General features: G+C 70.3%; 13 protein-coding genes and 1 pseudogene. 11 read left to right on the forward strand and 3 right to left on the reverse strand.

What is annotated here, in order from left to right; translation table 11 throughout:
* Nucleotides 1-61 precede the first annotated feature (61 nt).
* Both R2B38_RS30825 and R2B38_RS30830 read left to right on the forward strand, forming a co-directional pair.
* A complete protein-coding gene (locus R2B38_RS30825) occupies nt 62-529 on the forward strand; it encodes a hypothetical protein (RefSeq protein WP_033284914.1) in 468 nt (155 codons plus the stop codon).
* A gap of 108 nt (nt 530-637) precedes the next feature.
* Nucleotides 638-2,410, forward strand: a complete 1,773-nt coding sequence (locus tag R2B38_RS30830) for a glycoside hydrolase family 18 protein (protein WP_318021840.1) — start codon at nt 638-640, stop codon at nt 2,408-2,410.
* Here the strand turns inward: R2B38_RS30830 and R2B38_RS30835 are convergent.
* Complete coding sequence (locus R2B38_RS30835; protein WP_318019134.1) at nt 2,349-2,951, reverse strand: phosphatase PAP2 family protein; 603 nt, start codon at nt 2,949-2,951, stop codon at nt 2,349-2,351. The genes R2B38_RS30830 and R2B38_RS30835 overlap by 62 nt on opposite strands.
* A 499-nt stretch (nt 2,952-3,450) precedes the next feature.
* Nucleotides 3,451-4,785: a 4-aminobutyrate--2-oxoglutarate transaminase gene (gabT, locus tag R2B38_RS30840; protein ID WP_318019135.1), complete on the reverse strand. Its 1,335-nt coding sequence runs from the start codon at nt 4,783-4,785 to the stop codon at nt 3,451-3,453.
* 245 nt (nt 4,786-5,030) lie between these two features.
* Between gabT and R2B38_RS30845 the strand changes: the two are divergent.
* The 3 genes and pseudogenes from R2B38_RS30845 to R2B38_RS30855 all read left to right on the forward strand — a co-directional run bounded on the left by R2B38_RS30845 (nt 5,031) and on the right by R2B38_RS30855 (nt 10,760).
* Nucleotides 5,031-7,432: pseudogene (locus tag R2B38_RS30845) on the forward strand (ATP/GTP-binding protein).
* Nucleotides 7,433-7,548: 116 nt separating this feature from the next.
* Entirely contained in the window at nt 7,549-9,126 is a 1,578-nt protein-coding gene (locus tag R2B38_RS30850; protein WP_318019136.1) for a PucR family transcriptional regulator, read from the forward strand.
* A gap of 188 nt (nt 9,127-9,314) precedes the next feature.
* Nucleotides 9,315-10,760 carry an aldehyde dehydrogenase family protein gene (locus R2B38_RS30855; protein WP_318021841.1) on the forward strand — a complete coding sequence of 482 codons (1,446 nt, stop codon included), beginning with the start codon at nt 9,315-9,317 and terminating at the stop codon, nt 10,758-10,760.
* 125 nt (nt 10,761-10,885) lie between these two features.
* Here R2B38_RS30855 and R2B38_RS30860 read toward each other — a convergent pair whose 3' ends face one another.
* Nucleotides 10,886-13,744: a glycoside hydrolase family 3 C-terminal domain-containing protein gene (locus tag R2B38_RS30860; protein ID WP_318019137.1), complete on the reverse strand. Its 2,859-nt coding sequence runs from the start codon at nt 13,742-13,744 to the stop codon at nt 10,886-10,888.
* A gap of 291 nt (nt 13,745-14,035) precedes the next feature.
* Here R2B38_RS30860 and R2B38_RS30865 point away from each other — a divergent pair, with 291 nt between their 5' ends.
* The 6 genes from R2B38_RS30865 (at nt 14,036) to R2B38_RS30890 (ending at nt 24,289) form a co-directional block, all read left to right on the forward strand.
* Nucleotides 14,036-15,727 (forward strand): extracellular solute-binding protein, encoded by a 1,692-nt coding sequence (locus R2B38_RS30865; RefSeq protein ID WP_318019138.1) that lies wholly within the window; start codon nt 14,036-14,038, stop codon nt 15,725-15,727.
* A 27-nt stretch (nt 15,728-15,754) separates the two neighbouring features.
* On the forward strand, nt 15,755-16,789 hold the full coding sequence (locus R2B38_RS30870; RefSeq protein WP_318019139.1) for an ABC transporter permease: 1,035 nt from the start codon (nt 15,755-15,757) through the stop codon (nt 16,787-16,789).
* Nucleotides 16,786-17,748, forward strand: coding sequence for a carbohydrate ABC transporter permease (locus R2B38_RS30875; RefSeq protein WP_318019140.1), 963 nt, complete (start codon nt 16,786-16,788; stop codon nt 17,746-17,748). The genes R2B38_RS30870 and R2B38_RS30875 overlap by 4 nt, the downstream gene beginning before the upstream one ends.
* A gap of 102 nt (nt 17,749-17,850) precedes the next feature.
* A complete protein-coding gene (locus tag R2B38_RS30880) occupies nt 17,851-20,070 on the forward strand; it encodes a 1,4-beta-glucanase (RefSeq protein WP_318019141.1) in 2,220 nt (739 codons plus the stop codon).
* Nucleotides 20,070-22,043: a beta-galactosidase gene (locus tag R2B38_RS30885; RefSeq protein WP_318019142.1), complete on the forward strand. Its 1,974-nt coding sequence runs from the start codon at nt 20,070-20,072 to the stop codon at nt 22,041-22,043. The genes R2B38_RS30880 and R2B38_RS30885 overlap by 1 nt, the downstream gene beginning before the upstream one ends.
* Nucleotides 22,040-24,289, forward strand: a complete 2,250-nt coding sequence (locus tag R2B38_RS30890; RefSeq protein WP_318019143.1) for a glycosyl hydrolase family 95 catalytic domain-containing protein — start codon at nt 22,040-22,042, stop codon at nt 24,287-24,289. Before R2B38_RS30885 ends, R2B38_RS30890 begins: the two co-directional genes overlap by 4 nt.
* Nucleotides 24,290-24,307: the final 18 nt, after the last annotated feature.

Raw genomic sequence — 24,307 nt, forward strand, 5'->3', positions numbered from 1 at the left:
CGGAGACCTCCCTCTCTCCTGTGACGCGACCAGCGTCGACATGAGAAAGGGAGGTCTCCTCATGACTGGGGCGAAGACGGCCGTCGAGTGGCTGGCATCCGTAGCTCCGGATCCGGAGGCCTGCCGCTGGGAATGGGAGCGCAACCCCCTCGGGGTCGCGCTGCTGCCCGCCGGCAAGGCCTGGGACGTACTCATCCTGCCGGGTGAGCTCGGCTATCCCACGCTCGATGTGCTCACCAGGGTCATCGATCAACTGGGCCCGGTACTCGTCGACTTCGGCGACGCACGGATGGGCTTCCTCGTACCGCCCGGCACCGCGAGCCGCTGGCTGGGCACGGGGATCCGAACGGCGGGACTCGGCACCTGGATCGTCGTGCCGTACCCCGGCCGGTCGACCGGCGGAGTCCGCTGGCTGGTACCGCCGGACGGCTCCGGCACCCTCACCGACCCCGCACTCCTCGAACTAGCCATGCACGAGGCGGCGGCGGGCCTGGCCACGGAAGGGGAGGACGGGAGGACGGGTAACTGATCGAGGTCTTGACAAGCTAATTGGTCTGGACCAAATTGGGCGCGCTCCACCCCTCCAATTCCCCCATGCCCGGAGGCACTTGTGGACCGCACCAGACCCGTCCTGACCATGCTCACGGCCCTGGCCTTGGCCGTGTCCGGATTCACCGCGCTCTCGTCGGCCGCCCGTGCGGCCGACGCGGACCTGGCGAAGAACGGAGGCTTCGAAGCGGGCCTCGACAGTTGGTCCTGTACCGCGAACAGCGGTACGGCGGTCAAGTCGCCCGTGCACGGCGGCAGTTCGGCGTTGCAGGCGACCCCGGCCGGCAACGACTACGCCCAGTGCGCGCAGACGGTGACCGTGCAGCCCAACTCCCAGTACGCGCTCGCCGGTTACGTCCGCGGCAGCTACGTCTACCTCGGCGCGAGCGGCACCGGCACCACCGACGTCTCCACCTGGACCCAATCGGCCCCCGACTGGCAGCAGTTGACGACAAGCTTCCGCACCGGCCCGTCCACCACCAAGGTCACGATCTACACCCACGGCTGGTACGCCACCGGCGCCTACTACGCCGACGACATCTCCCTCACCGGCCCGGCAGGGAACGTAGGACAGCCGCCAACTGCCCCGACCGGCCTGGCCGTTGGCTCCATCACGTCCTCCTCCGTCGCCCTCTCCTGGTCCGCCGTCACCGGCGCGACGAGCTACGCGATCTACCGCGACGGGGTCAAGGTCCAGACGGCGAGTGGCACTTCGGCCACCGTGAGCGGGCTGTCGGCCGCGACGGCGTACAGCTTCCAGGTCACCGCGGTGAACGACGCGGGCGAGTCCGCCAAGTCGACGGCGGTCACCGCGACGACGTCCACCGGCTCGGGCCCGACCTCCGGACTGCCGACCCACGCCCTGGTCGGCTACCTCCACGCCAGCTTCGCCAACGGCTCCGGCTACACGCGCCTGGCCGATGTCCCCGACAGCTGGGACGTCATCGACCTGGCCTTCGGCGAACCCACCTCCGCCACCTCGGGCGACATCCGCTTCAACCGCTGCCCGGTCAGCGAGTGCGCGAACGTCGAGAGCGACGCCGACTTCAAGGCGGCCATCAAGGCCAAACAGGCGGCGGGGAAGAAGGTGTTGATCTCCATAGGCGGTGCCAACGGCCAGGTCCAACTCACCACGACGGCAGCCCGCGACACCTTCGTCTCCTCCGTCTCGAACATCATCGACACCTACGGCCTCGACGGACTCGACATCGACTTCGAGGGCCACTCACTGTCGCTGGACGCGAGCGACACGAACTTCAAGAGCCCCACAACTCCCGTGGTGGTCAACCTCATCGCGGCCCTGAAGACCCTGAAGGCCAAGTACGGCGCGAAGTTCGTGCTGAGCATGGCGCCGGAGACGTTCTTCGTGCAGATGGGCTACCAGTTCTACGGCACCGGCAAGTTCGGCGGCCAGGACCCGAGGTGCGGGGCGTATCTCCCCGTCATCTACGCCCTGCGCGACGACCTCACCCTGCTGCACGTCCAGGACTACAACTCGGGCCCGATCATGGGCCTCGACAACCAGTACCACACCATGGGCGGCGCCGATTTCCACATCGCGATGACGGACATGCTGCTCACGGGCTTCCCGGTCGCGGGCGACACGACCAACATGTTCCCGGCCCTGCGCCCCGACCAGATCGCCATCGGCATGCCGGCGTCGGTCAACGCGGGCAACGGCTATGTCGCCCCGGCCGAGGTCACCAAGACCCTGGACTGCCTGACGAAGAAGGTGAGTTGCGGCTCGTACGCGACGCACGGCACCTGGCCGACCCTGCGCGGACTGATGACCTGGTCGATCAACTGGGACCGGTACTCGAACTGGGAGTTCCAGAAGACGTTCGACGGCTACTTCGGCTGAGGAACAGCCGCAGTGAAGTGAGCAGCACCGTACCGAGGCACCAACTGGCCACCACGTCCAGTGGCCAGTGGTAGCCCCGCCTGACCAGGCCGAAGCTGACGCAGGCGACGAGAAGGGCGCAGGCGATGACGGCTCCGCGACGGGCGTACGACGTCCGGAGCCAAGGGAGGAGAACCAGAGTCGCGGAGCCGTAGGCGATCATCGCGGTGGCTGTGTGGCCCGAGGGGTAGTAGCCGGTGCCGGGCGGGACCGCCGGGGTGCCGCCGCGGGCGATCAGTTCCTTGAAGGGGACGACGATCGCCGGGACCAGGGCCATCAGCACGGCCGCCGCGAGGGGCGGCAGCCACCAGCGGTCCGTACCACTGGCACGGCCGCGCCGGCCGACGTAGACGAGAACGACGACGAGGACCGGGACCGCGACCTGGATGTTGCCGAGGTCGGCGAGGAGTTCGGAGGCGCGGTCCGGGTGGACGAGGGCGCGGCTGAGGCGGGTGTCCAGGCTGAGGAGGGGGCCGTCGGCCGCGACCTGCCAGGTGACCACCGCGAAGAGGAGCGCGGGAAGGGCGAGAAGCAGCCAGAGAAAGGAGGTCGGCCGACCTGGAACAGGGGGGGTAGTTCCAGGCCGGCCGTCCGGATCGGCGGGCCGACCGCCCCGGGGGGTTTGGGGCGGGCGACTGTCCGATCGGTGAGGAGATTCGGAGCCAGAGGCTCCTGTTGTGTGCGCGAGGGCACGACCAGGGCGAAGCTGGGGAGGCCTCGTCCTGAAGTCGCCCACAGTCCCCTGTGGGCGGGGTGTATCTCTCATCTGGGTAGAACCTACGGCAGTGGCTGCGGGTACGACAGGCGGAATCGCGTCCCGTCATGCACCCCGCACACCTTCTTCACACGGCCTGACGCCCGCCGCCCCGCCCGTGGAATCGCTGTGGATGAAACGGGTGGGGCGGTTGGGGCGCGTGAGGCTCAACTCCTGTGCGGGAGCTGGGAGTTGCGTGTGGCCGGGACGCACGGGCGGGGTGGCTCGGACGCGGGCGGGGGATGGCTCAGATACGTGCGAACGCCTGCTCGATGATGTCGAGCCCCTCGCTCAGCAGATCCTCCCCGATGACCAGCGGGGGCAGGAAGCGCAGCACGTTGCCGTAGGTGCCACAGGTCAGGACCAGCAGCCCCTCCTGGTGGCACGCCTTGGCGAGCGCGGCGGTCGCCTCCGGGTTCGGCTCCTTGGTCGTACGGTCCTTGACGAGCTCGATGGCGATCATCGCGCCGCGCCCGCGCACGTCGCCGATGATGTCGAACTTCTCCGCCATGGCGCCGAGCCGGACCTTCATGACCGACTCGATGTTCTTGGCCTTGGCGTTGAGGTCCAGCTCCTTCATGGTCTCGATGGCGCCGAGCGCACCGGCGCAGGCGACGGGGTTGCCGCCGTAGGTGCCACCGAGGCCCCCGGCGTGCGCGGCGTCCATGATCTCGGCGCGCCCGGTGACGGCGGCGAGCGGCAGCCCGCCGGCGATCCCCTTCGCGGTCGTGATCAGATCCGGGACGACACCCTCGTCCTCACACGCGAACCACTGACCCGTACGGCAGAACCCGGACTGGATCTCGTCGGCGACGAAGACGATCCCATTGGCCCTGGCGAATTCACTGAGAGCGGGCAGGAAACCCTTGGCCGGCTCGATGAAACCGCCCTCGCCGAGGACGGGCTCGATGATGATCGCGGCGACGTTGTCGGCGCCGATCTGCTTGTTGATCATGTCGATGGCCTGCGCGGAGGCCTCGGCACCGGCGTTGTCCGGACCGGTCGGCCAGCGGTAGCCGTAGGCGACCGGGACGCGGTAGACCTCGGGCGCGAACGGCCCGAAGCCGTTCTTGTACGGCATGTTCTTCGAGGTCAGCGCCATCGTGAGGTTGGTCCGGCCGTGGTACCCGTGGTCGAACACGACGACGGCCTGCCGCTTGGTGTAGGCCCGGGCGATCTTCACGGCGTTCTCGACGGCTTCGGCACCGGAGTTGAACAGCGCCGACTTCTTGGCGTGGTCACCCGGAGTCAGCTCGGCGAGCGCCTCGGCGACCTCGACGTAGCCCTCGTAGGGCGTGACCATGAAACAGGTGTGGGTGAAGTCGGCGAGCTGCGCGCTCGCACGGCGTACGACTGCCTCGGCGGAGGCGCCGACGGACGTCACGGCGATACCGGAACCGAAGTCGATGAGCCGGTTCCCGTCGACGTCCTCGATGATCCCGCCGCCGGCGCGCGCGGTGAACACGGGCAGCACGGAGCCCACACCGGCCGCGACCGCGGCGGTACGGCGGGCCTGCAGCTCCTGCGACTTCGGGCCGGGGATGGCGGTGAGAACGCGGCGCTCCTGCGGAACAGCGGTCATGAGGGGCTCCTGGGGTGGTGCGGACGCTTTTCTTCTTTCTTCCTTTCTCGCAGGCTAGGGCGGGTGGCCGGGGGTGGGCATGCTCCATGTGGGCGGTGTCGGGGGTGGGGGTTGTCCGTGGTGGACAGTGCCGTTGTCGCGAGGATCGGTGTGGACCCGGCCCCGTAAGCGGTGAACTCCCCTTGTGGGCGCGTTAGATTGACTCGCTGACGGTGTACGGAACGGCTGGTCAAGGGGCGAGGGCGATGGACAGCGACGGGACGCGGGACGCGCGAGACACACGGGCGAATCCTGTGCCGCGTCCGGCGGGACCGGCGGACCCGCCGGGACAGCACGCCGTACCGCCGAGGCCGGCGCACGCGCCGAGCGCGGCCGGCCCCACCGTGGCCGACTGGCTCGACGAACCCCGGCCCGCCGCCGGACCCGGCATCTGGCGCTTCGGATACCGCGTGCCCAAGCCGGAACGGAACACGGAGCGGCTGTCACCGATCACCATCGTCGGCGTCGTCGTCCCGCTCGTCGTGGGCATGGTGCTGTGGTCGCTGTGGAAGCACGGCAGCATCCCCTACCAATGGGCACTGCTGAGGGTGCTCACCCCGGGCGACTGGTGGTGGGCCGGCACCACGACACCCAAGGGCAAGGGCCTCGACGCCGTGACGGTCGCCGACGGCGTCTTCTTCGGCATCCTGGTCTACGGCATGGGGCGCCTGGGGAGCTGGCCGGAGATCATCCGGCACCTCGTCACGCGCCGTCCGCAGCCGGTCAGGGCGCTGCTCGCCCTGCTGGGCGCCGTGATCGCCGTGAACCTGGTGGTGGTCCCGAAAATCTTCCCCGGTGTCGGCTGGAACGCGCTTCCGGTCGCCGGTCCGGTGTACCACCTCGTCAACCTCTTCCCGGGCGGCTACGACTTCATCTCCACGCCGCTGGTGGGGAACCTGCTCTACCTGGTCATCGGTCTGCTGGTCGTCTGGCCGTTCGCCCGCATCGGCGGCTGGCTGTCCCTGCTCCGGGAGCGGTCCGGCGCGGGCGGCACCGCGGCTGCGGCAGTCGTCCCCGGGCAGGCACCGGGCGCCGGGTCACGGTCGCACTGGGCCGAGCTGCGGGAGGCGGGACAGTTCGAGGCCGCGGACGTGCTCACCGCCGAGGTGCGGGCGGGGCGGATGAACGACGTCGACTGCGCGCGCGTCGAGCACGCCTGGAAGCGGGCCCGGCGGACCGGCGACCTCACGTCCTTCACCCAGACCGTGCTGCGCTCCGGGGGCGGCGCCTGGATCCACCCCTCCGGCTCCCGCGACCTGCCGAGCCGCACCGCGCGGCACGACCTGCTCGACGGCCAGGTGCGGATCGGCACCTGGGCGCCGGGTGAGCGCATCCCGCTCGCCTATCGCGGCGTCGGCAGCGCGCTCGGCCCGGACACGCTGGGGACCTCGCTGCTCGTCGTCGGGCCTTCGGGCTCGGGTAAGACGCGGCACGTGGTCCGGCCGGTGGTCGAGAACCTCACCCTCCAGGCCCTCACCGGCCGGTGCGCCGTCGTCGTGGTGTGCGCCACCGGTGCGCCGCTCGGCCCGGACGACGGGTTCGACGTGATCGTCCGCGTCGGCGACCCGGCGTCCGTCCACGACCTCGACCCGTACGCCGAGTCCCACGACCCCGACGAGGCCGCCGCCCTGCTCGCGGAGGCGCTCGTCGGCGACCTCGACTCCGTGGACACCCAGCGTTCGGCCACCGTCCTGGCCCAGCTCCTCGGCCCCTACCGGGCCGCGTACGGCAGGTTCCCCGCACTGCCCGTGCTGCGCGAACTCCTCGAGAGCGAGCCGAGGGCCCTGGCGGAGCTGAGCGCGGCGCTCACCGACGACCGGCACGCCGTGATGCGCCGCGAACTCGACTCCCGCATGCGCCATGCCGGCGGTGGCAACGACCCCGGCCAGGCCCTCGCCGACCGGCTCGCGCTGCTCGACCGCCCGGTGTTCGCCGAGTTCTTCGGCGCGGGGGCGGGACCGTACGGCCGTTCTCGTTGCGCGCCGTCGCCCACCATCCGCTGCGGGTCCGCATCGACCTGCCCGAGCACGGGCACGACGAGGCGGGCCGGCTGCTCACCCGGCTGGTCCTCGCGCAGTTCGCCGCGGTGGTCCGTGGCCGTGAGCGCGGGCACTTCGCCTGCCTCGTCCTCGACGACGCCACCGGCACGGTGAACACCGAGTCGCTGCGCCGGATCCAGCGGCTGCGCTCCGAGGACGCGGGTGTCGTCCTCGCCCTGCGCACCGTCGGCGACGTGCCCGAGGCCCTGCACGGCCCGCTGTACGGCGCCGTCGGCTGCCGCATGGCGCTGGCCGGTGTCACCACCTGGGACGGCAGCCGCTTCGCCCATGCCTGGGGCACCGAGTGGGTGGAGACCAAGGACGTCGCCAAGCACACCGTCTTCGCCGACCAGCCCATGACCCGCGCCATCCACGCCCTCCGCAAACTGGTCACCGGCAAGGCCGTCACCACGGAGGCCGTGACCGTCCGCCAGGTGGAGCGGGAGCGCTGGTCCGCGTCCGAACTGGCGCACGGGGTGCCGGCCGGTCACGCCGTGCTGTCCCTGACCAGCGTGAAGGGGGAGCACGCGCCGCCGCTGCTGGTGGATCTGCGGGCGCAGGGGCGCTGAACCGGACATACGGGTACGTGGCGACCATACGGTGAGGCAGAATCGGCACAGGCCGTTCATACGTGACGGCCAAAAGATCGACATGATCGTCCGTTCTTCCTCCACCTGAAGGCACCATGCCCCCCACGCTCGCCTCCCTCGTCCACCACTCCGCGCTCAAGCTCACCGTGCGCGCCGGCGAGGACCGGCTGGACGTGCCCGTGCGGTGGGTGCATGCCAGTGAGCTGGCGGATCCGGTGCCGTACATGGAGGGCGGCGAGCTGCTGCTGATCACCGCGCTGAAGCTGGACGCGGAGGACGCGAAGGCCATGCGGCGGTATGTGAAGCGGCTGGTGGGCGCGGGGGTCGTAGGGCTCGGGTTCGCCGTCGGCGTCAACTACGACGAGATCCCGAAGGCGCTCGTCGACACGGCGGCGGAAGAGGGGCTGCCGTTGCTCGAAGTCCCCCGCCGCACCCCCTTCATCGCGATCAGCAAGGCCGTCTCCGCAGCGATCGCCGCCGACCAGTACCGCTCCGTCACCGCCGGCTTCGCCGCCCAGCGCGAGCTGACCAAGCAGGCCCTCACCGACGGCCCCGAGGGACTCCTCTCCGCCCTCGCCGCGCAGGTCGACGGCTGGGCCGCGCTCTACGACGCGTCCGGCGCCGTCGTCGCCACCGCCCCGGAGTGGGCCGGCCGCCGCGCCGCCCGGCTCACAGCGGACGTGGAACGGCTCCGGGACCGGCCCGCACCGGCCTCCTCGGTGGTCGGCGGCCCCGACAACGAGGACCGCGTCGAACTGCACACCCTCGGCACCGGCCGCCGCCCCCGCGCCGCACTCGCCGTAGGGACCGCGGCCGCGCTCGGGACGGCGGAGCGGTACGCCGTGCACTCCGCGATCGCGCTGCTGACCCTCACCACGGAACGCTCGCGGTCGCTCCAGGCCGCCCATGAGCGGATCGGCGCGGCCGTGCTGCGGCTGCTGCTCGCCGGGCACCCGGACCACGCCCGGGCGGTCGCCGGGGATCTGTACGGCGGGCTGCTCGACGCGCCGTTCCGGATCATCGTGGGGGAGTCGACGGACGGTGAGCCCCTGGACGGGCTCGCCGAGGTCGTCGAGTCGGCGGCCGCACGCTCCGGCGAGGCCGTCCTCGTCGTACCGGAAGGGCCCGAACGGCTGGTGGTGCTCGCCGTCGACGGCGGAGCCGCGGTCGAGGCGTGCGCGGAGTACGCGGCGACGCTGGAGGGCGAGCGGGCGGTCGGCGGACAGGAACAGGGCGGCGAGGAGCACGAACTCGTCGTGGGGCTCTCCGCGCCCGCCGGTCCCATCGCCGCCGCAGCCGCGTACAAGCAGGCCGAGCAGGCGTTGTCCGTGGCGCGGAGGCGGGGGCGGGTGCTCGTCGAGCATGAGCAACTGGCCGCCGGGTCCGTGCTGCCATTGCTCGCCGACGACGCGGTGCGGGCCTTCGCGGACGGGTTGCTACGGCCGCTCGCCGAGCACGACGCCACCGGGCGCGGGGATCTCGTCGCCTCACTGCGGGCGTGGCTGTCCCGGCACGGGCAGTGGGACGCGGCGGCCGCGGACCTCGGGGTGCACCGGCACACCCTGCGGTACCGGATGCGGCGGGTCGAGGAGATCCTCGGGCGGTCGCTGGACGATCCCGATGTACGGATGGAGTTGTGGCTGGCGTTGAAGGCGACGGCCGCCGCGGAGTAGGCGGCATCTGCCGAACTGGAGTGTCCCGGCCCGGCACTGCTACGGCTCGGACAAACGCACCCCCGCTTCCCCGCACCTACGGTTGACCGAGAAGCACCATGCAGCACCCAGTACCAGCACGAGTACCAGCACCGAGTACACGCACCCCCAACGCGGAAGGGCCGGCACACGCAATGCCCAACGAAACTGTGGCCACCACCCACGCCTTCTGGCTCGCCGGCCGCCAGGCCACCGGCGAGGACACCTTCGACGTCACCTCGCCCTGGGACGGCCGCCTCGTCGGCAAGGTCAGCGTGCCGACCGACGCCCAGGTCGAGGAGGCGGTGGCCGCCGCGTACGCCGTACGGGACGAGTTCGCCGCCACCCCCGCCCATGTCCGCGCCGCCGCCCTCGACCACGTCAGCCGGCGTCTCGTCGAGCGCACCGAGGAGATCGCGCAGCTCATCTCCGCCGAGAACGGCAAGCCGATCAAGTGGGCGCGTGGCGAGGTCGGCCGTGCCGTTTCCGTGTTCCGGTTCGCTGCCGAGGAAGCCCGACGGTTCAACGGCGGCGAGGCCCAGCGCCTCGACACCGACGCCGGCGGCCAGGGCCGGCTCGCCCTCACCCGGCGCTTCCCGAAGGGCGTCGTCCTCGGCATCGCGCCCTTCAACTTCCCGCTGAACCTCTGCGCCCACAAGATCGCCCCCGCGATCGCGGCCGGCGTGCCGATCATCCTCAAGCCGGCCCCGGCCACCCCGCTCTCCGGCCTGATCATCGGCGACCTGCTCGCCGAGTCCGAGCTGCCCGCCGGCGCGTGGAGCGTCCTGCCGGTCGCCAACGACCACATGCCCGCCCTCGTCCAGGACGAGCGGCTGCCGGTGATCTCCTTCACCGGTTCGGAGAAGGTCGGCTACGCGATCATGGACTCGGTGCCGCGCAAGCACTGCACCCTGGAGCTGGGCGGCAACGGCGCGGCCGTGGTCCTCGGGGACTACTCCTCCGACGCCGACCTCGACTGGGCCGCGACCCGCATCGCCACCTTCTCGAACTACCAGGGCGGCCAGTCCTGCATCTCCGTGCAGCGCGTCATCGCCGACGCCTCGGTCTACGACCGGCTGCTCCCGCGCATAGTCGCCGCCGTCGAGGCCCAGGTCACCGGTGACCCGAGCGACGCCAAGACCGACGTCGGGCCGCTGGTCAGCGAGGCCGCCGCGCAGCGCGTCGAGTCGTGGGTCCAGGAGGCCGTCGAGGCGGGCGCCACCCTCCTCACCGGCGGCAAGCGCGACGGCGCCTCGTACGCGCCGACCGTCCTCACCGATGTACCGGCCGACACGACGATCTCCTGCGAGGAGGTCTTCGGACCGGTGCTGACCGTGACGAAGGTGGACGGCGAGGCCGCCGCCTTCGCCGCCGCCAACGACTCCAAGTACGGCCTCCAGGCAGGGGTGTTCACCCACGACGTGCAGGTCGCCTTCCGCGCCCACCGCGCCCTTGAGGTCGGCGGTGTCGTGATCGGCGACGTCCCGTCCTACCGCGCCGACCAGATGCCGTACGGCGGCGCCAAGCAGTCCGGCGTCGGCCGCGAGGGCGTCAAGTTCGCGATGGACGACTACACCTATGAGCGGGTTCTGGTGCTGACCGGCCTCGCGCTCTGACCGTCCTCTCACCAGACAGCCCTAGCTAATGGGAACCATTTTCATATAGTCTCCCAGTAGGGGGCCCGGCACCGATGCCTTCCGGTGCCGGGCCCCCTACTTTCCGTCGGCCTGCTTCCGGACCCTCAGCCGGAGAAGCCGACGTGCGCGAGCCGCAACGGGCCGCGCAGCGTGATGTGCACGTCGTGCACGCCCTCGGCGACGATCCCGGCGCCGAGCGTGGTGTAGTCGTATGGCCCCGACGCCGGTGCGGGCAGGGCGAGTTGGGCGAGCGCCGGGCCGCCGTCCAGGGACAGTTCTACGATGCCCTCGCCCGCGACCTCTACGGTCACCTCGGTGACGCCGGCGCCGAAGTCGCAGTGCCGGTAGGTCAGTTCGGCCGTACCGCCCTGCGCCGGGGTGACCGCGTCGCCCGTCACCTTCGTGCGGTCGACGATCTCGCCGCCGGACTGCTCGTCGAAGTCGGCCGCATTGAGGCCGTGTTGGAGGAGGGGGCGGGGTGCGGCGGGCTCGCCGGTGAGTGTCACCGTCGTGCGGAGGCGGATGTCCTCGCTGGAGGCGCCGACGAGGAGGTCGTACCCGCCCGGTTCGACGCGGTGGGCGCCCCGCGCCACGTCCCAGAACTCGAAGGCGGACAGCGGGACTTCGAAGGAGAGCACCGCTGCCTCGCCGGGCGCGAGGGTCACGCGGCGGTGCGCGATCAGTTCGCGGCGCGGGCGCGGGACCGACGGGTCGGCGGCACGCGTGTACAGCTGCGCGACCTCGTCCGCCGCCACGTCGCCGGTGTTGGTGACCGTGAACTGCACGTGCACCGCGTCGAGTTCGACCCGTGCCGTCAGGTGGCCGTACCCGAAGGACGCGTACGACAGGCCGTGGCCGAAGGGGAAGAGCGGCGTGCCCTCGAAGTAGAGGTACGTCTGGCGGCCGCCGATCACGTCGTAGTCGAGGAGGTCGGGCAGGTCGGTGTCGGCGGCGTACCAGGTCTGCGGGAGGCGGCCCGCGGGGGAGACGTCGCCGGCGAGGACGCGGGCCAGGGCCGTGCCCGCCGCCTGGCCGCCGTGGGCGGTCCACAGGATCGCCGGGAGGTCGGCCGGGTCGACCGTGTACGGGTACGCGGAGACGAGCGCCAGGACCGTGTTCGGGTTCGCGGTGCGGGCCGCGCGCAGCAGGCGTTCCTGGTGGGCTGGGAGGTGGAGTGTCGTACGGTCCTCGGTCTCGCGGCCGTTGATGTGCGGATCGTTGCCCGCGACGACGAGCACCACGTCCGCCGCTTCCGCGACCCGGGCCACCGCGTCCTCGCCGCGCTCGGCGATCACCAACTCGAAGATTTCTCCGCCCTCTTCGGAAACGTCCGACCCTTCTTCGGCAACCTTCACGCCGTCGGCGGCGACAGAGACGTGGCGACCCGTACCGATGTGCCGCAGGAGGTGACCGTTCTCATGGGGTTCCAGGCGGAATGTCTCCTGGACGACCCAGCCTCCGGGCTGGTCGGCGGAGGCGCGGACGTAGCCGTCGTCGGCGACCGAGAGGTAACGGCCGTCGGGCGCGCGGAGGGTGAGGACGCCCTCGCCCCAGTCGACGAGGGCGAGTTCGGTGCCGGTGTCGTCCGTGGTGAGGGGCGGGAGGTCGGTGCGGCCCGCGAGGAGGGCCGGGTCCAACGCGCCCTCGGCGCCGCGCACTTCGTCGGCCACGTCCGCCAACGGGACGTGCAGGTAGGTACCTTGGGCGGTGCGCAGCTTGACCCGGTCCACGCCCTCCGCGAACTCGACGCGCTCGGCGCCGAATCGCTCGTACAGGCCCTCCAGCGGGGTGGAGCGGTGGATCAACGTGCCGCTGTACCAGTCGAGTTTGCACTCGTCCGCGAGCAGGCCGACGACGGCAAGACGCGTGTCGTGGGCGAGGGGCAGCAGGGCGTCGTCGTTCTTGAGGAGGACGACCGCTTGTTCGGCGGCTTCTTGGGCGAGGGCCCGGTGCGCCGGAGTGTCGAAGTCCTCGATGCCCGCGTGCGGGTCCTGCGCCGGGTCGAACTCGCCGAGCCGGAACCGAACCGAGAGCTGACGGCGGACCGCCGCGTCGACGTCGGCCTCCGTCAACAGGCCCTGGTCCAAGGCCCCTTGGACCCGCGCCACGATCGTCGAGCCGTCCGTGCCGTGGTCCGTGAAGCTGTCGACCCCCGACAGCAGCGAGGCCGCCGTCGCCTGCTCGTGGGTGTCGAAGTAGTGCTCGGAGTCGACCAGGTTGGAGGGCGCGCCCGCGTCCGAGCAGACCAGCAGGTCCTCGTCGGTCCAGGTGCGCAGATGCTCGCGGAGGTAGGGCGAGACGTGGTTGGGGCGGCCGTTGACCAGGTTGTACGCGGGCATCACCCCCGCCACCGCGCCCGCCTCGACCGTCTCGCGGAAGGCGCGCAGGTCGTACTCGTGCAGCACGCGCGGGCGGACGGAGGACGACGAGATGTCGCGGCCCGTCTCGTTGTTGTGGGCGAGCCAGTGCTTGAGGACGGGGGCCGTGCGCCAGTACGTCGGGTGGCCGCCGCGCAGGCCGCGCGTGTACGCGGTGGCGATCGCCGAGGTCAGCTTCGGGTCCTCCGAGTAGCCCTCCTCGTTACGGCCCCACAGTGGGTGGCGCAGCAGGTTCACCGTCGGGGACCACACGTTGAGGCCGACGCGGTCGTCGCGGGCGCGCATCGCGCGGACCTCCTTGGACACCGCGTCGCCGACCCGTCGTACGAGCTCCTCGTTCCAGGTCGCGCCCAGGCCCACCGCCTGCGGGAAGACCGTCGCCGGGCCCATCCACGCGACGCCGTGCAGGGCCTCCTGGCCGGTGCGGAACGCGGCCACGCCCAGACGCTCCACGGCGGGCGCGTACTGGTGCAGGAAGCCGACCTTCTCGTCGGGGGTGAGCCGTGCCAGCAGGTCGTCGATGCGCTTCGCGAACGGCAGGTGCGGATCGCGGAAAGGCGGCGTAGGCGGCGTTTGTGCGGTCACGTGGGGTTCCCCTTGCGATGGAGCGGTGCGGCTCTTTCGAAGCGCTTCGATGCTGATTCGATGCGGGTCAGGTGTCAAGAGACCTTCACCGTTATTTCAAGCAGCACATACGGACAGGTCATGCCCCACGCCTCCGAGGAATCTTGGGAGCGACCCTTGTGCACCCTTGGGTGTTCACTTAACCTCGCAGCAACATCGAAGCGCTTCGACTAAGTGCTCTGTTCCACTCAAGACACCGCAGCCGACGGCTCCACCGCCGGGTGTCCTGGTGCGCCATGAAGGGTTGACGCAATGACGCCGAACGCCTCCGCCGCCTCCGCTCCCAGCCGGAGAAGCTTCCTCGCCTCCACGGCGGTCGTCGCCGCAGCGGTGGCGGGAGGGGTACCGCTGCTCTCCGCCTGCGGCGCCTCGGACAGCGGGTCGGGCGGGGGCAGTTCGGAGGGCAAGGGCGTCAAGAAGCTGCTGCCGGCGTTCGTGGCCAGCAACGTGGTGACCCCGGACCTCCCCTCCAAGAACGGCTCCGCGATCGGCTTCTCCAGCAAGCTGGACCTCGCCACGCTGAAGACCTCGGTGCCGAAGAAGCTCGGCAAGGGCGGCAAGGTCACCATCATGGCGCCGTTCTGGGGCTCGCCGCCGAAGAGCGACAACGCCTACTACAAGGCGATGAACAGCCTCATCGGCGTCGACGTGGCCTGGCAGAACCAGGACGGCAACACCTACGACCAGAAGCTCGGCGCGGTGCTCGCCTCCAGCGACATCCCGGACGTCGTGGTCGTCCCCGGCTGGAACATGGGCGGCAAGATACCCAGCGCCATCATCGGCAAGTTCGCCGACCTCGGCCCCTACCTCGCCGGCGACAAGGCCAAGGACTACCCGAACCTCGCGGCGATCCCCTCCGACGCCTGGCAGCGCTGCATCTTCGGCGGCAAGCTGCGCGGACTGCCGATGCCGTCCTCGTACGTCCCCAACATCGTGCCGCTCTACCGCAAGGACATCTTCGACAAGGAGGGGTACGAAGTCCCCACCTCCGCCGACGAGTTCATGGCCCTGGCCAAGGAGATCACCAACGCCAAGGCCAAGCGCTGGGCCTGCCTGGACATGAAGTGGACCGCCTTCAACATGTGGGGCGTGCTCTCCGGCAGCGAGAAGTCGCTCGGCTGGAACCTCGTCGACGGCAAGCTGGTCAACCGCGTCGAGACCCAGGAGTACCTCGAAGCGCTGGAGTGGACCCGCAAGCTCTTCGCCGCCGGATACGTGCACCCCGACGCCAAGTTGGGCAAGAGCGCGGCCACCGACCCGGGCCCCAAGTTCGCGGCGGGCGAGTTCCTCATCTACGCCCAGGACATCTCGCAGTGGTGGAGCCGCACCGCCGAACAGGCCACCCAGAACCCGGCCTACAAGATCTGGGGCATGGACCTCTTCGGCCACGACGGCGGCGACCCGACCCTCTGGGCCGGCGAACCGGCGGGCATCTTCGCCTTCATCAGCAAGAAGGCCTCCGAGTCCGTCATCCGTGACGCGCTGGCCGTCGCCAACGCCACCGCCGCGCCGTACGGCACCAAGGAGTACATGCTCACCAACTACGGCGTGGAGGGCACCCATTACACCGTCAAGAACGGTGTCCCCACCAAGACCGACCAGGGCAACAACGAGGTCATCAACGCCTATGTCATGGTCGCCAGCCCCGCCGCGACGATCGCCCACCCCGACTTCCCCGAGGTCGCCAAGGCACAGGTCGAGTGGCAGCAGCGGATGGGCGCCTTCACAAAGAAGTCGAGCTTCTACGGCCAGCAGATCACCGAGCCGAGCCGCTACACCAACCTCCTCAACGACTTCGAGCAGTTGGAGGACGACATCACCCGCGGCCGCAAGAAGATCAGCGACATGCAGCAGGCCGTGTCGGACTGGAAGAGCAAGGGCGGCGACCAACTCCGCGCCTGGTACCAGAAGTTGCTCGACGACAACGGCACGGCGGCGAGCTGACCGGGTACCGAGGCAAGGAGAACGGCCGTGTCCCACAGCACGGTGCCTCGGAGCAGGACCGAGGCCGACACGACGGGCAAGACCCCGAAGGCGTCCGGCGCCGGCACCGGCCCCCGACGCAACAGCCCCAAGGTGAAGGTGAGTTGGCGGCTCAGGTTCAGACGCGACCGCGTCCTGCTCCTGATGACCCTGCCGGCCGTCCTGCTCATCCTGGTCTTCAACTACCTCCCGATTCTGGGCAACATCGTCGCCTTCGAGGACTACGACCCCTACGTCAGCGACAACGGCATCGTCTCGATGCTGCACAGCCCCTGGGTCGGCCTGGAGAACTTCCAGCAGATCTTCGCGGACTCCGCGTTCTGGAGTGCCGTACAGAACACGCTCGTTCTGTTCTTCCTCCAGCTCATCCTGTTCTTCCCGATCCCGATCCTGCTCGCGCTGCTCATCAACAGCGTGGTCAGGCCCCGGGTCCGGGCGCTCTCCCAGGCGATCCTCTACCTCCCGCACTTCTTCTCCTGGGTGCTGGTCATCGCCGTCTTCCAGCAACTCCTGGGCGGGGCAGGCCTGTTCTCGCAACTGCTCCGCCAACACGGCTTCGACGGCCTCGACGTCATGACCGACCCCAACACGTTCAAGTTCCTCATCACCGCGCAGAGCGTGTGGAAGGACGCGGGCTGGGGGATCATCGTCTTCCTCGCCGCGCTGTCCTCCGTCAGTCCCGATCTCTACGAGGCCGCCGCGATGGACGGCGCGGGGCGATGGCGCCGGATGTGGCACGTCACGCTGCCCGCACTCCGGCCGGTGATCGCGCTGCTGCTGGTGTTGAGGGTGGGCGATGCGCTGACCGTCGGCTTCGAACAGATCCTGCTCCAGCGCGACGCCGTGGGGCCGGGAGCGGCGGAGGTCCTCGACACCTTCGTCTGGTGGAACGGCGTCCGCAACCAGGACTTCGGCTACGCGGCCGCCGCGGGACTCGTCAAGGGCGTGATCAGTCTCGGGCTGGTCCTCGCCGCGAACAAAGTGGCCCACCTCATGGGCGAGCAGGGGGTGTACAAGAAGTGACCGCCGTCATCGACCAACCCGTCGAGAGTCCCAGGTCCGCCAAGTCCGACCGGCCCCCGGGGCGTTGGGCCGCGCCGCCTCGGCCCACCTGGGAGGAGGAACCCGGCAAGGTCGGTCTCGCGGGCAAAGGGCTCGTCCTCACCCTCGCCTGTCTCGCCATCCTCTTCCCGCTGTGGATCGTCCTCGTCACCAGCCTCTCCTCGCGCAAGACCATCGACCAGGCCGGCGGGCTCGTCATGGTGCCCAAGGGCATCACGTTCGTCGCCTACAAGGAGCTTCTCAGCGGCGGGCAGGTCACCCGGGCGGCGATCATCAGTGTCCTCATCACCGTTGTCGGTACGGCGTTCTCCATGGCGGTGTCCGTGCTGTGCGCGTACGGGCTCTCGCGTATCGGGTCGCTCGGGCATCGGTGGATCCTGATGATGATGCTGGCGACGATGTTCTTCAGCGCCGGTCTCATCCCGACGTATCTGCTTGTCCAGTCACTCGGTCTGACCGACAGCTATCTCGCGTTGATCCTGCCCAGTGCGCTCAGTGTCTTCAACATCCTTGTGCTGCGCGGGTTCTTCATGGGGATCTCGCAGGAACTCATCGACAGTGCGCGGATCGATGGCGCCGGTGACTTCCGGATTCTGTGGATCATCGTCATGCCGTTGTCGCGGGCGGTGTTGGCTGTCATCACGTTGTTCTATGCCGTCGGGTATTGGAGCGCCTGGTTCAATGCGTCGCTGTATTTGAACGACCAGGACATGATGCCGTTGCAGAACGTCATGATTCAGCTGGTGCAGAAGCAGGAGGCTCCGGTGGGGCTTGGTCAGGCGATCAAGACGGGGGAGTTGTCCGGGCTTGCCGTTCAGATGGCGGTCATGGTGATGGCTTTGTTGCCGGTGGCTGTGCTTTCGCCGTTTGTGCAGCGGCATTTCAAGAAGGGGATGCTTACCGGCGCCGTTAAGGGCTGAATCGGTTGTCTTTTGTCTGCGGGTGGGTGGGGGCCGGTCGCGCAGTTCCCCGCGCCCCTAAAGGAACTCCCCTGACCGTTTCTCTGTAGAACGAGGTGTGTCATGCGCGCGTCCGAAATGAGCCGGCGTGCCGTTCTCGCGGGTACTGCAGTTGCCGCGCTTACCACCGTGCCGCTTCTCACCACCAGGGCGCAGGCAGCGGAAGCCACCACGGCCACCCCCGCTTATCGCTGGCGTAACGCCGTCATCGGCGGCACCGGATTCGTCACCGGCATCCTCTTCCACCCCTCCGTCCGCGGCCTCGCCTACGCCCGCACCGACATCGGCGGTGCCTACCGCTGGGACGACCGGACCGCCCGCTGGACCCCCCTCACCGACCAACTCGGCTGGGACGACTGGAACTTGCTCGGGGTGGAAGCCCTCGCCGTCGACCCCGCACACCCGGACCGGCTGTACCTCGCGGTCGGCACATACGCCCAGTCCTGGGCCGGCAATGGTGCGATCCTCCGCTCCGAGGACCGGGGCGCCACCTGGACCCGCACCGACCTCACCGTGAAGCTCGGCGGCAACGAGGACGGGCGGGGGGTGGGGGAGCGGCTGCTCGTCGATCCGCGTGACAGTGACACCTTGTGGCTCGGCACCCGGCACGACGGATTGCTCAAGTCGACCGACCGGGGCGCCACTTGGGCAGCCGTGACCGGGTTCCCGGCTACCGCCGGCGCCTCCGGCCAAGGCGTCACCTTCCTCGTCGCCGTCGGCCGTGCCGTCTACGCCGGGTGGGGTGACGGCGACGGAAGCGCGACCGCCGTCAACCTCTACCGCACCGCCGACGGCACCACCTGGACCGCCGTCCCCGCGCAGCCCACCGGCACCTCCGCCAAGGTCCCGATCCGGGCCGCGTACGACGCACGCTCCCGTGAGCTGTACGTGACGTACGCCGACGCGCCCGGGCCCAACGGCCAGTCCACCGGCAGTGTGCACAAGTTGGCTGTCGTGAGCGGGACTTGGACGGACGTCACGCCGGTCGTACCGGGCGGGACCACTTCCGACGGGTCCAGTGACACCTTCGGCTACGGCGGGGTCGCCGTCGACGCCCGGCGCGCCGGCACCGTCGTCGTCTCCACCAACAACCGCTGGGCGGCCGTCGACACCCTGTACCGGACCACCGACGGCGGCCGTACCTGGACGTCCCTCAAGGACGCCGCTGTCTTCGACGTGTCCGAGACTCCTTTCCTCAAGTGGGGTGCTGAACAGCCGAAGTTCGGCTGGTGGATCCAGGCCGTGGCCGTCGACCCGTACGACTCGAAGCACGTCGTGTACGGCACCGGCGCCACGCTCTACGGCACCCGTGACCTCACCCACTGGGCGCCGCGGATCCGTGGCCTGGAGGAGACGTCCGTGATCCAGCTGATCTCGCCCCCGGTCGGGGAGGCGCACCTGATCAGCGCCTCGCGGGACATCGGCGTGATGTACCACGAGCGGCTCACGGCGTCTCCGTCGCGCGGCATGGCGACGAACCCCGTGTTCGGGTCGGCGACCGGGATCGCGCAGGCCGCGGGCAGGCCGTCCTACGTCGTCCGCACGGGCTTCGGCGACAACGGCAACGGTGCGTACTCCCGCGACGGCGGGCGGAGCTGGGCGCCCTTCGCTGCCCAGCCCGACATCGCCGGGGACTCACCGGGGCCGATCGCCACCAGCGCCGACGGCGGTACGCTGCTGTGGTCCTTCGTGCACTGGGACGGCACGAAGTACCCAACTCACCGCTCGGCGGACAACGGCGCGACCTGGACCGAGGTCTCCTCCTTCCCGAAGGGCGCCACGCCGGTCGCCGACCCGGCCGACCCGACGCTCTTCTACGCATACGACACCGACACAGGAACGCTATACGCCAGCACTGACAGTGGCCGTTCGTTCGCACAGCGTGCGGGTGGACTGCCCGCCGGTGACAGTCAGTTCCAGCTGGTCGCGGCGCCCGGGCGCTCCGGTGACCTGTGGCTCAGCGTCAAGTGGAACGGGCTCTACCGGTCCGTCGACGGGGGTGTCAGCTTCTCGAAGGTGGCTAGTTGCTGGGCCTCCTACACGCTCGGTTTCGGCAAGGCCGCCTCCGGCGCCGACTACCCCGCGATCTACCAGGTCGGCTCCACCGAGACCATCACCGCCGTCTACCGCTCCGACGACGAGGCCAGGACCTGGGTGCGGATCAACGACGACCAACATCAGTGGGGTTGGGTCGGGCAGGCCGTCGTCGGTGATCCGCGCGTCCACGGGCGCGTGTACCTCGCCACCAACGGGCGCGGCATCCAGTACGGGGAGCAGCTCTGATGCCTCAGCTCAGCGATGCCACGCGTGGACGCATTCTCTTCGGCGGTGACTACAACCCCGAACAGTGGCCCGAGGAGACCTGGCACGAGGACGTCCGGCTGATGAAGGACGCCGGCGTCAACTCCGTCACCCTCGGCGTCTTCTCCTGGGCCAGGCTCGAACCCGAGCCGGGGGCACGGGAGTTCGGCTGGCTCGATCGCTTGATGGACCTCATGCATGACAACGGCATCGGCGTCGTCCTTGCCACGCCCACCTCCTCCCCGCCGCCGTGGCTCGGCCGACTCCACCCGGAGACGCTGCCCCGCGACGCGGACGGCCGTATCGAGTGGTGGGGCGGACGGCAGCACTTCTCGCACTCCAGCGTCGTCTACCGCAGCCACGCCGCCGCCATCACCGAGGCCCTGGCCGCCCGTTACGCCGGTCACCTCGCGCTCACGATGTGGCACATCAACAACGAGTACTGCACCTTCGACTACGGCGACGAGGCCGCCGTCGCCTTCCGTCGCTGGCTGCGCGCGAAGTACGGCACGCTGGACGCCCTCAACTCGGCCTGGGGAACCGCCTTTTGGAGCCAGGGCTACGACACCTGGGACGGCGTCCTGCCCCCACGTCACGCCCACTACCTCAACAACCCCACCCACGTGCTCGACTTCCGGCGCTTCACCTCCGACATGCTCCTGGAGTGCTACACCGCCGAGCGCGACATCGTCCGCCGGCACACCCCGCACCTTCCGGTCACCACCAACTTCATGCCGATGTGGGTGGGGCAGGACGGCTGGCGCTGGTCCGAGGAGGAGGACGTCGTCTCGGTCGATCTGTACCCCGATCCGCGCGATCCCCTCGGCGCCCAAAGCGCCGCCCTCGTCCAGGACTTGACCCGTTCCCAGGCGCACGGCGGTCCCTGGATGCTCATGGAACAGGCCGCCGGACCCGTCAACTGGCGCGGCGTGAACCACCCGAAACCACGCGGCCTCAACCGCCTCTGGTCCCTCCAAGCCGTGGCCCGTGGCGCCGACGCCGTCTGCTACTTCCAGTGGCGTCAATCCCGGCAGGGCGCCGAGAAGTTCCACTCCGGGATGCTCAGCCACGCGGGGGAGCGGGGCCGCACCTTCCAGGAGGTGAAGCAGCTCGGCGCCGAACTCACCCGTGTCGGCGGCGAGGTGACGGACACTCACATCACCGCCGACATCGCGATCCTGCATGACTGGAACGCCTGGTGGGCCGGCGCGCAGGACGGCCGTCTCTCCACCGAGGTCGACTACCCGGACGTCCTCCGCGCCTGGCACCGCGCCCTCTGGGAGTCCCACCTCACCACCGACCTCGCCCACCCCGAACACGACCTGTCCGCGTACAAGTTGGTCGTCGTCCCGCAGCTCTACCTCCTCACGGACACCGCGATCGACAACCTCCTCGCGTACGTCCGCGACGGCGGCACCCTGATCTCCGGCTTCCTCACCGGCATCGCCGACGAGGACGACCGGGTACGCCCCGGCGGCATGGACCCCCGTCTCCGCGAACTGTTCGGCATCCGCACCCTGCACGAGTGGTGGCCGCTGGACGCGGGGGAGACGGTGGAGTGCGAGGGCCTGCGCGGGACGCTGTGGTCCGAGGAGATCGAGCCGGAGGACGACGGCGTCGACGAGGTGATTCCTTACAAGGGCGGCGAGTTGGACGGTCTTCCCGCCGTCCTCCGCACAGGCCGCTCCTGGTACGTCTCGACCCTCCCGGAACCGCACGCGCTGCGCACCCTGCTCACCCGGGTGGCAGCCGGGGCGGGCGTCCGACCGGTGCTCGCCGGGCTTCCCCCGGGCGTCGAGGCCGTACGGCGCGGGGAACTGCTGTTCCTCCTGAACCACAGCCGCGAACCGGTCACCGTCGAGCTCCCCGGCACCCGGCACGACGTGCTCACCGACACGACCGCCGAGGGCGAGATCACCCTCGGCCGCTACGGTGCGGCAGTGTTGCGCCCATGACCAGCGAACCCGCACCGGCCGGCCCTCCGGCCCCCGGCCCCGCGCACGCCACCTGGGAGCCCCTCCCCGCCGCCCGCTGGGAGGACGCCTTCCTCAGCGGCAACGGCCACCACGGCGTCCTCGTGTTCGGCGATCCGAACGACGACCGTGTCATCGTCACCCACCACACCCTCGTCCGCCCGAACGGCGCCGAACACGCCGGGCCCCCACGCCTCGCCGCCGAACTCCCCGCGCTCCAGGCCAGGTTGCTCGCCGGCGACCTCGCCGCCGCCGAGAGCTTCACCGACGGCCGCCCGCTCCAGTGGGTGCAGCCCTTCCACCCGGCGTTCCAGCTACGGCTGCGCAGGCAGTCCGGCGCGGCCGGGCGCGACTACCGCCGTACCGTCGACTTCACCACCGGCGAGGTCAGCGCCCGCTGCGACGACTGGCGCAGCCGCGTCTTCGTCTCCCGCGCCGACGATGTGATCGTCCAGCACGTCACCGCCACCGACCTCACCCTCGACCTCGCCCAGGAGCACCAACTCCCGGGTGCGCCATCCGGGTTGGGCGTCGGCCACGGCACGCTCCTCACCTCCGACGGCGCCGTCCTCACCCTCCGCGTCCGCTATCCCGACAGCGACCGCGCGTACACCGGAGTCACCCTCGCCGTGGTCACCGGCGGTACAACACGGCTCACCTCGGCGGGAGTTCGGATCGCCGGGGCCGACGAGGTCCTCCTCCTCACCCGAGTCCGCCGCCACACCGGCGAGCTGGATGTCGTAGAGGAGACGCGCGCGCTACGGGAGTTGCTCGCCGACCGGCAGCAGGCCTACGACGCGCTCCTCGACCGCCACCTCGCGCTTCACCGCACGGCCTACGCCCGCGTCGCCCTCGATCTCCACGCCGACGATGCCGAACGCGCCCTCCCTGGGAGTGAGTTGCTGAAGCGGCCCCGCAGCCCTGCCCTCCTCGAACGGCTCTTCGCGGCCGGCCGGTATCACCTGCTCTCCTCCAGCGGACTGTTCCCGCCCCGGCTCACTGGGCTGTGGACCGGCGACTGGAACACGGCCTGGTCGGGGGCGTTCACCAACGACGCGAACCTCAACCTTCAGACCGCGTCCGCCGCGAGCGCGGACCTGACCGAAGTCACCGACGCTCTCGCCTCCTTGATTCACCGTCAGCTGGACGACTGGCGGGAGAACGCCCGTGCCGTCTTCGGCGCCCGGGGTGTCGTCGCGCCCGCGCACACCGACGGGGAGTCCGGGCTGTCGTACCACTTCAGCCGGGAGTACCCGCTGCACCTGTGGACCGCCGGGGCGGACTGGCTGCTCAAGCCGCTCGTCGACCAGGACGAGACGCGCGGTGCCCGCGATCCGCGTACCGCCGCCGTGCTGGCCGAAGTCGCCGTGTTCTACGAGGACTTCCTCACCGCACCCCATGACGCCCCCGAAGGCCACGTGGTCGTCGTCCCCTCCTACTCGCCCGAGAACCGCCCCGCGAACGCCAACGCCAGCTGGGGCGCGATCGACGCGGCGATGGACCTGTCCGCCGCCCGGCACGCACTCCACACGGCCGCCGCCTACCACCCGGGTACGCCAGAGGCCCTCCGCTGGCTCGCCCTCGCCGACCGGCTGCCGCCGCACCGGGTCAACTCCCAAGGCGCGCTTGCCGAATGGGCCTGGCCGGGCCTCGACGACACCTACGACCACCGGCACCTCAGCCACCTCTACGGTGTCTGGCCCCTCGACGAGATCAACCCCTACGACACCCCGCACCTCGCCGCAGCCGCGCAGCGCGCGCTCCAACTCCGGGGCGCCGAGAACGACTCCGCGCACGGGCACCTCCACCACGCGCTCGTCGCCGCCCGCCTCCGCGACGGCGAGCGGGTCGCGCATGCCCTCGGGCAGGTGCTCGACGGTGACTTCTTCCACGCCTCGTTCATGAGCGCGCACTACCCGAACCGCGACGTCTACAACGCGGACGCCGCGCACACCCTGCCCGGTGTGGTCGTCGAGGCGCTCGTGCAGTCGACCCCGGACCGGCTGGTCCTGCTGCCCGCGCTACCGGCGGCGTATCCGCACGGTCAACTCACCGGCGTACGCACGAGGTTCGGGGCGGAGGTCGATCTGAGCTGGACGCCCCACTCCGCCACGGCCCTGATCCGGCCGTCCCGAACCCACCGCGTCGAACTCCGGACTTCCTCCGGCACGGAGCCGCTCGACCTCGTCGCCGGAGAAGACCGCGTCCTCACCCTGGGGGCGCGGTAGCCACTCGCACCTCCCCCC

This window comes from Streptomyces sp. N50 (genome assembly GCF_033335955.1).
Classification (GTDB): Bacteria; Actinomycetota; Actinomycetes; order Streptomycetales; family Streptomycetaceae; genus Streptomyces.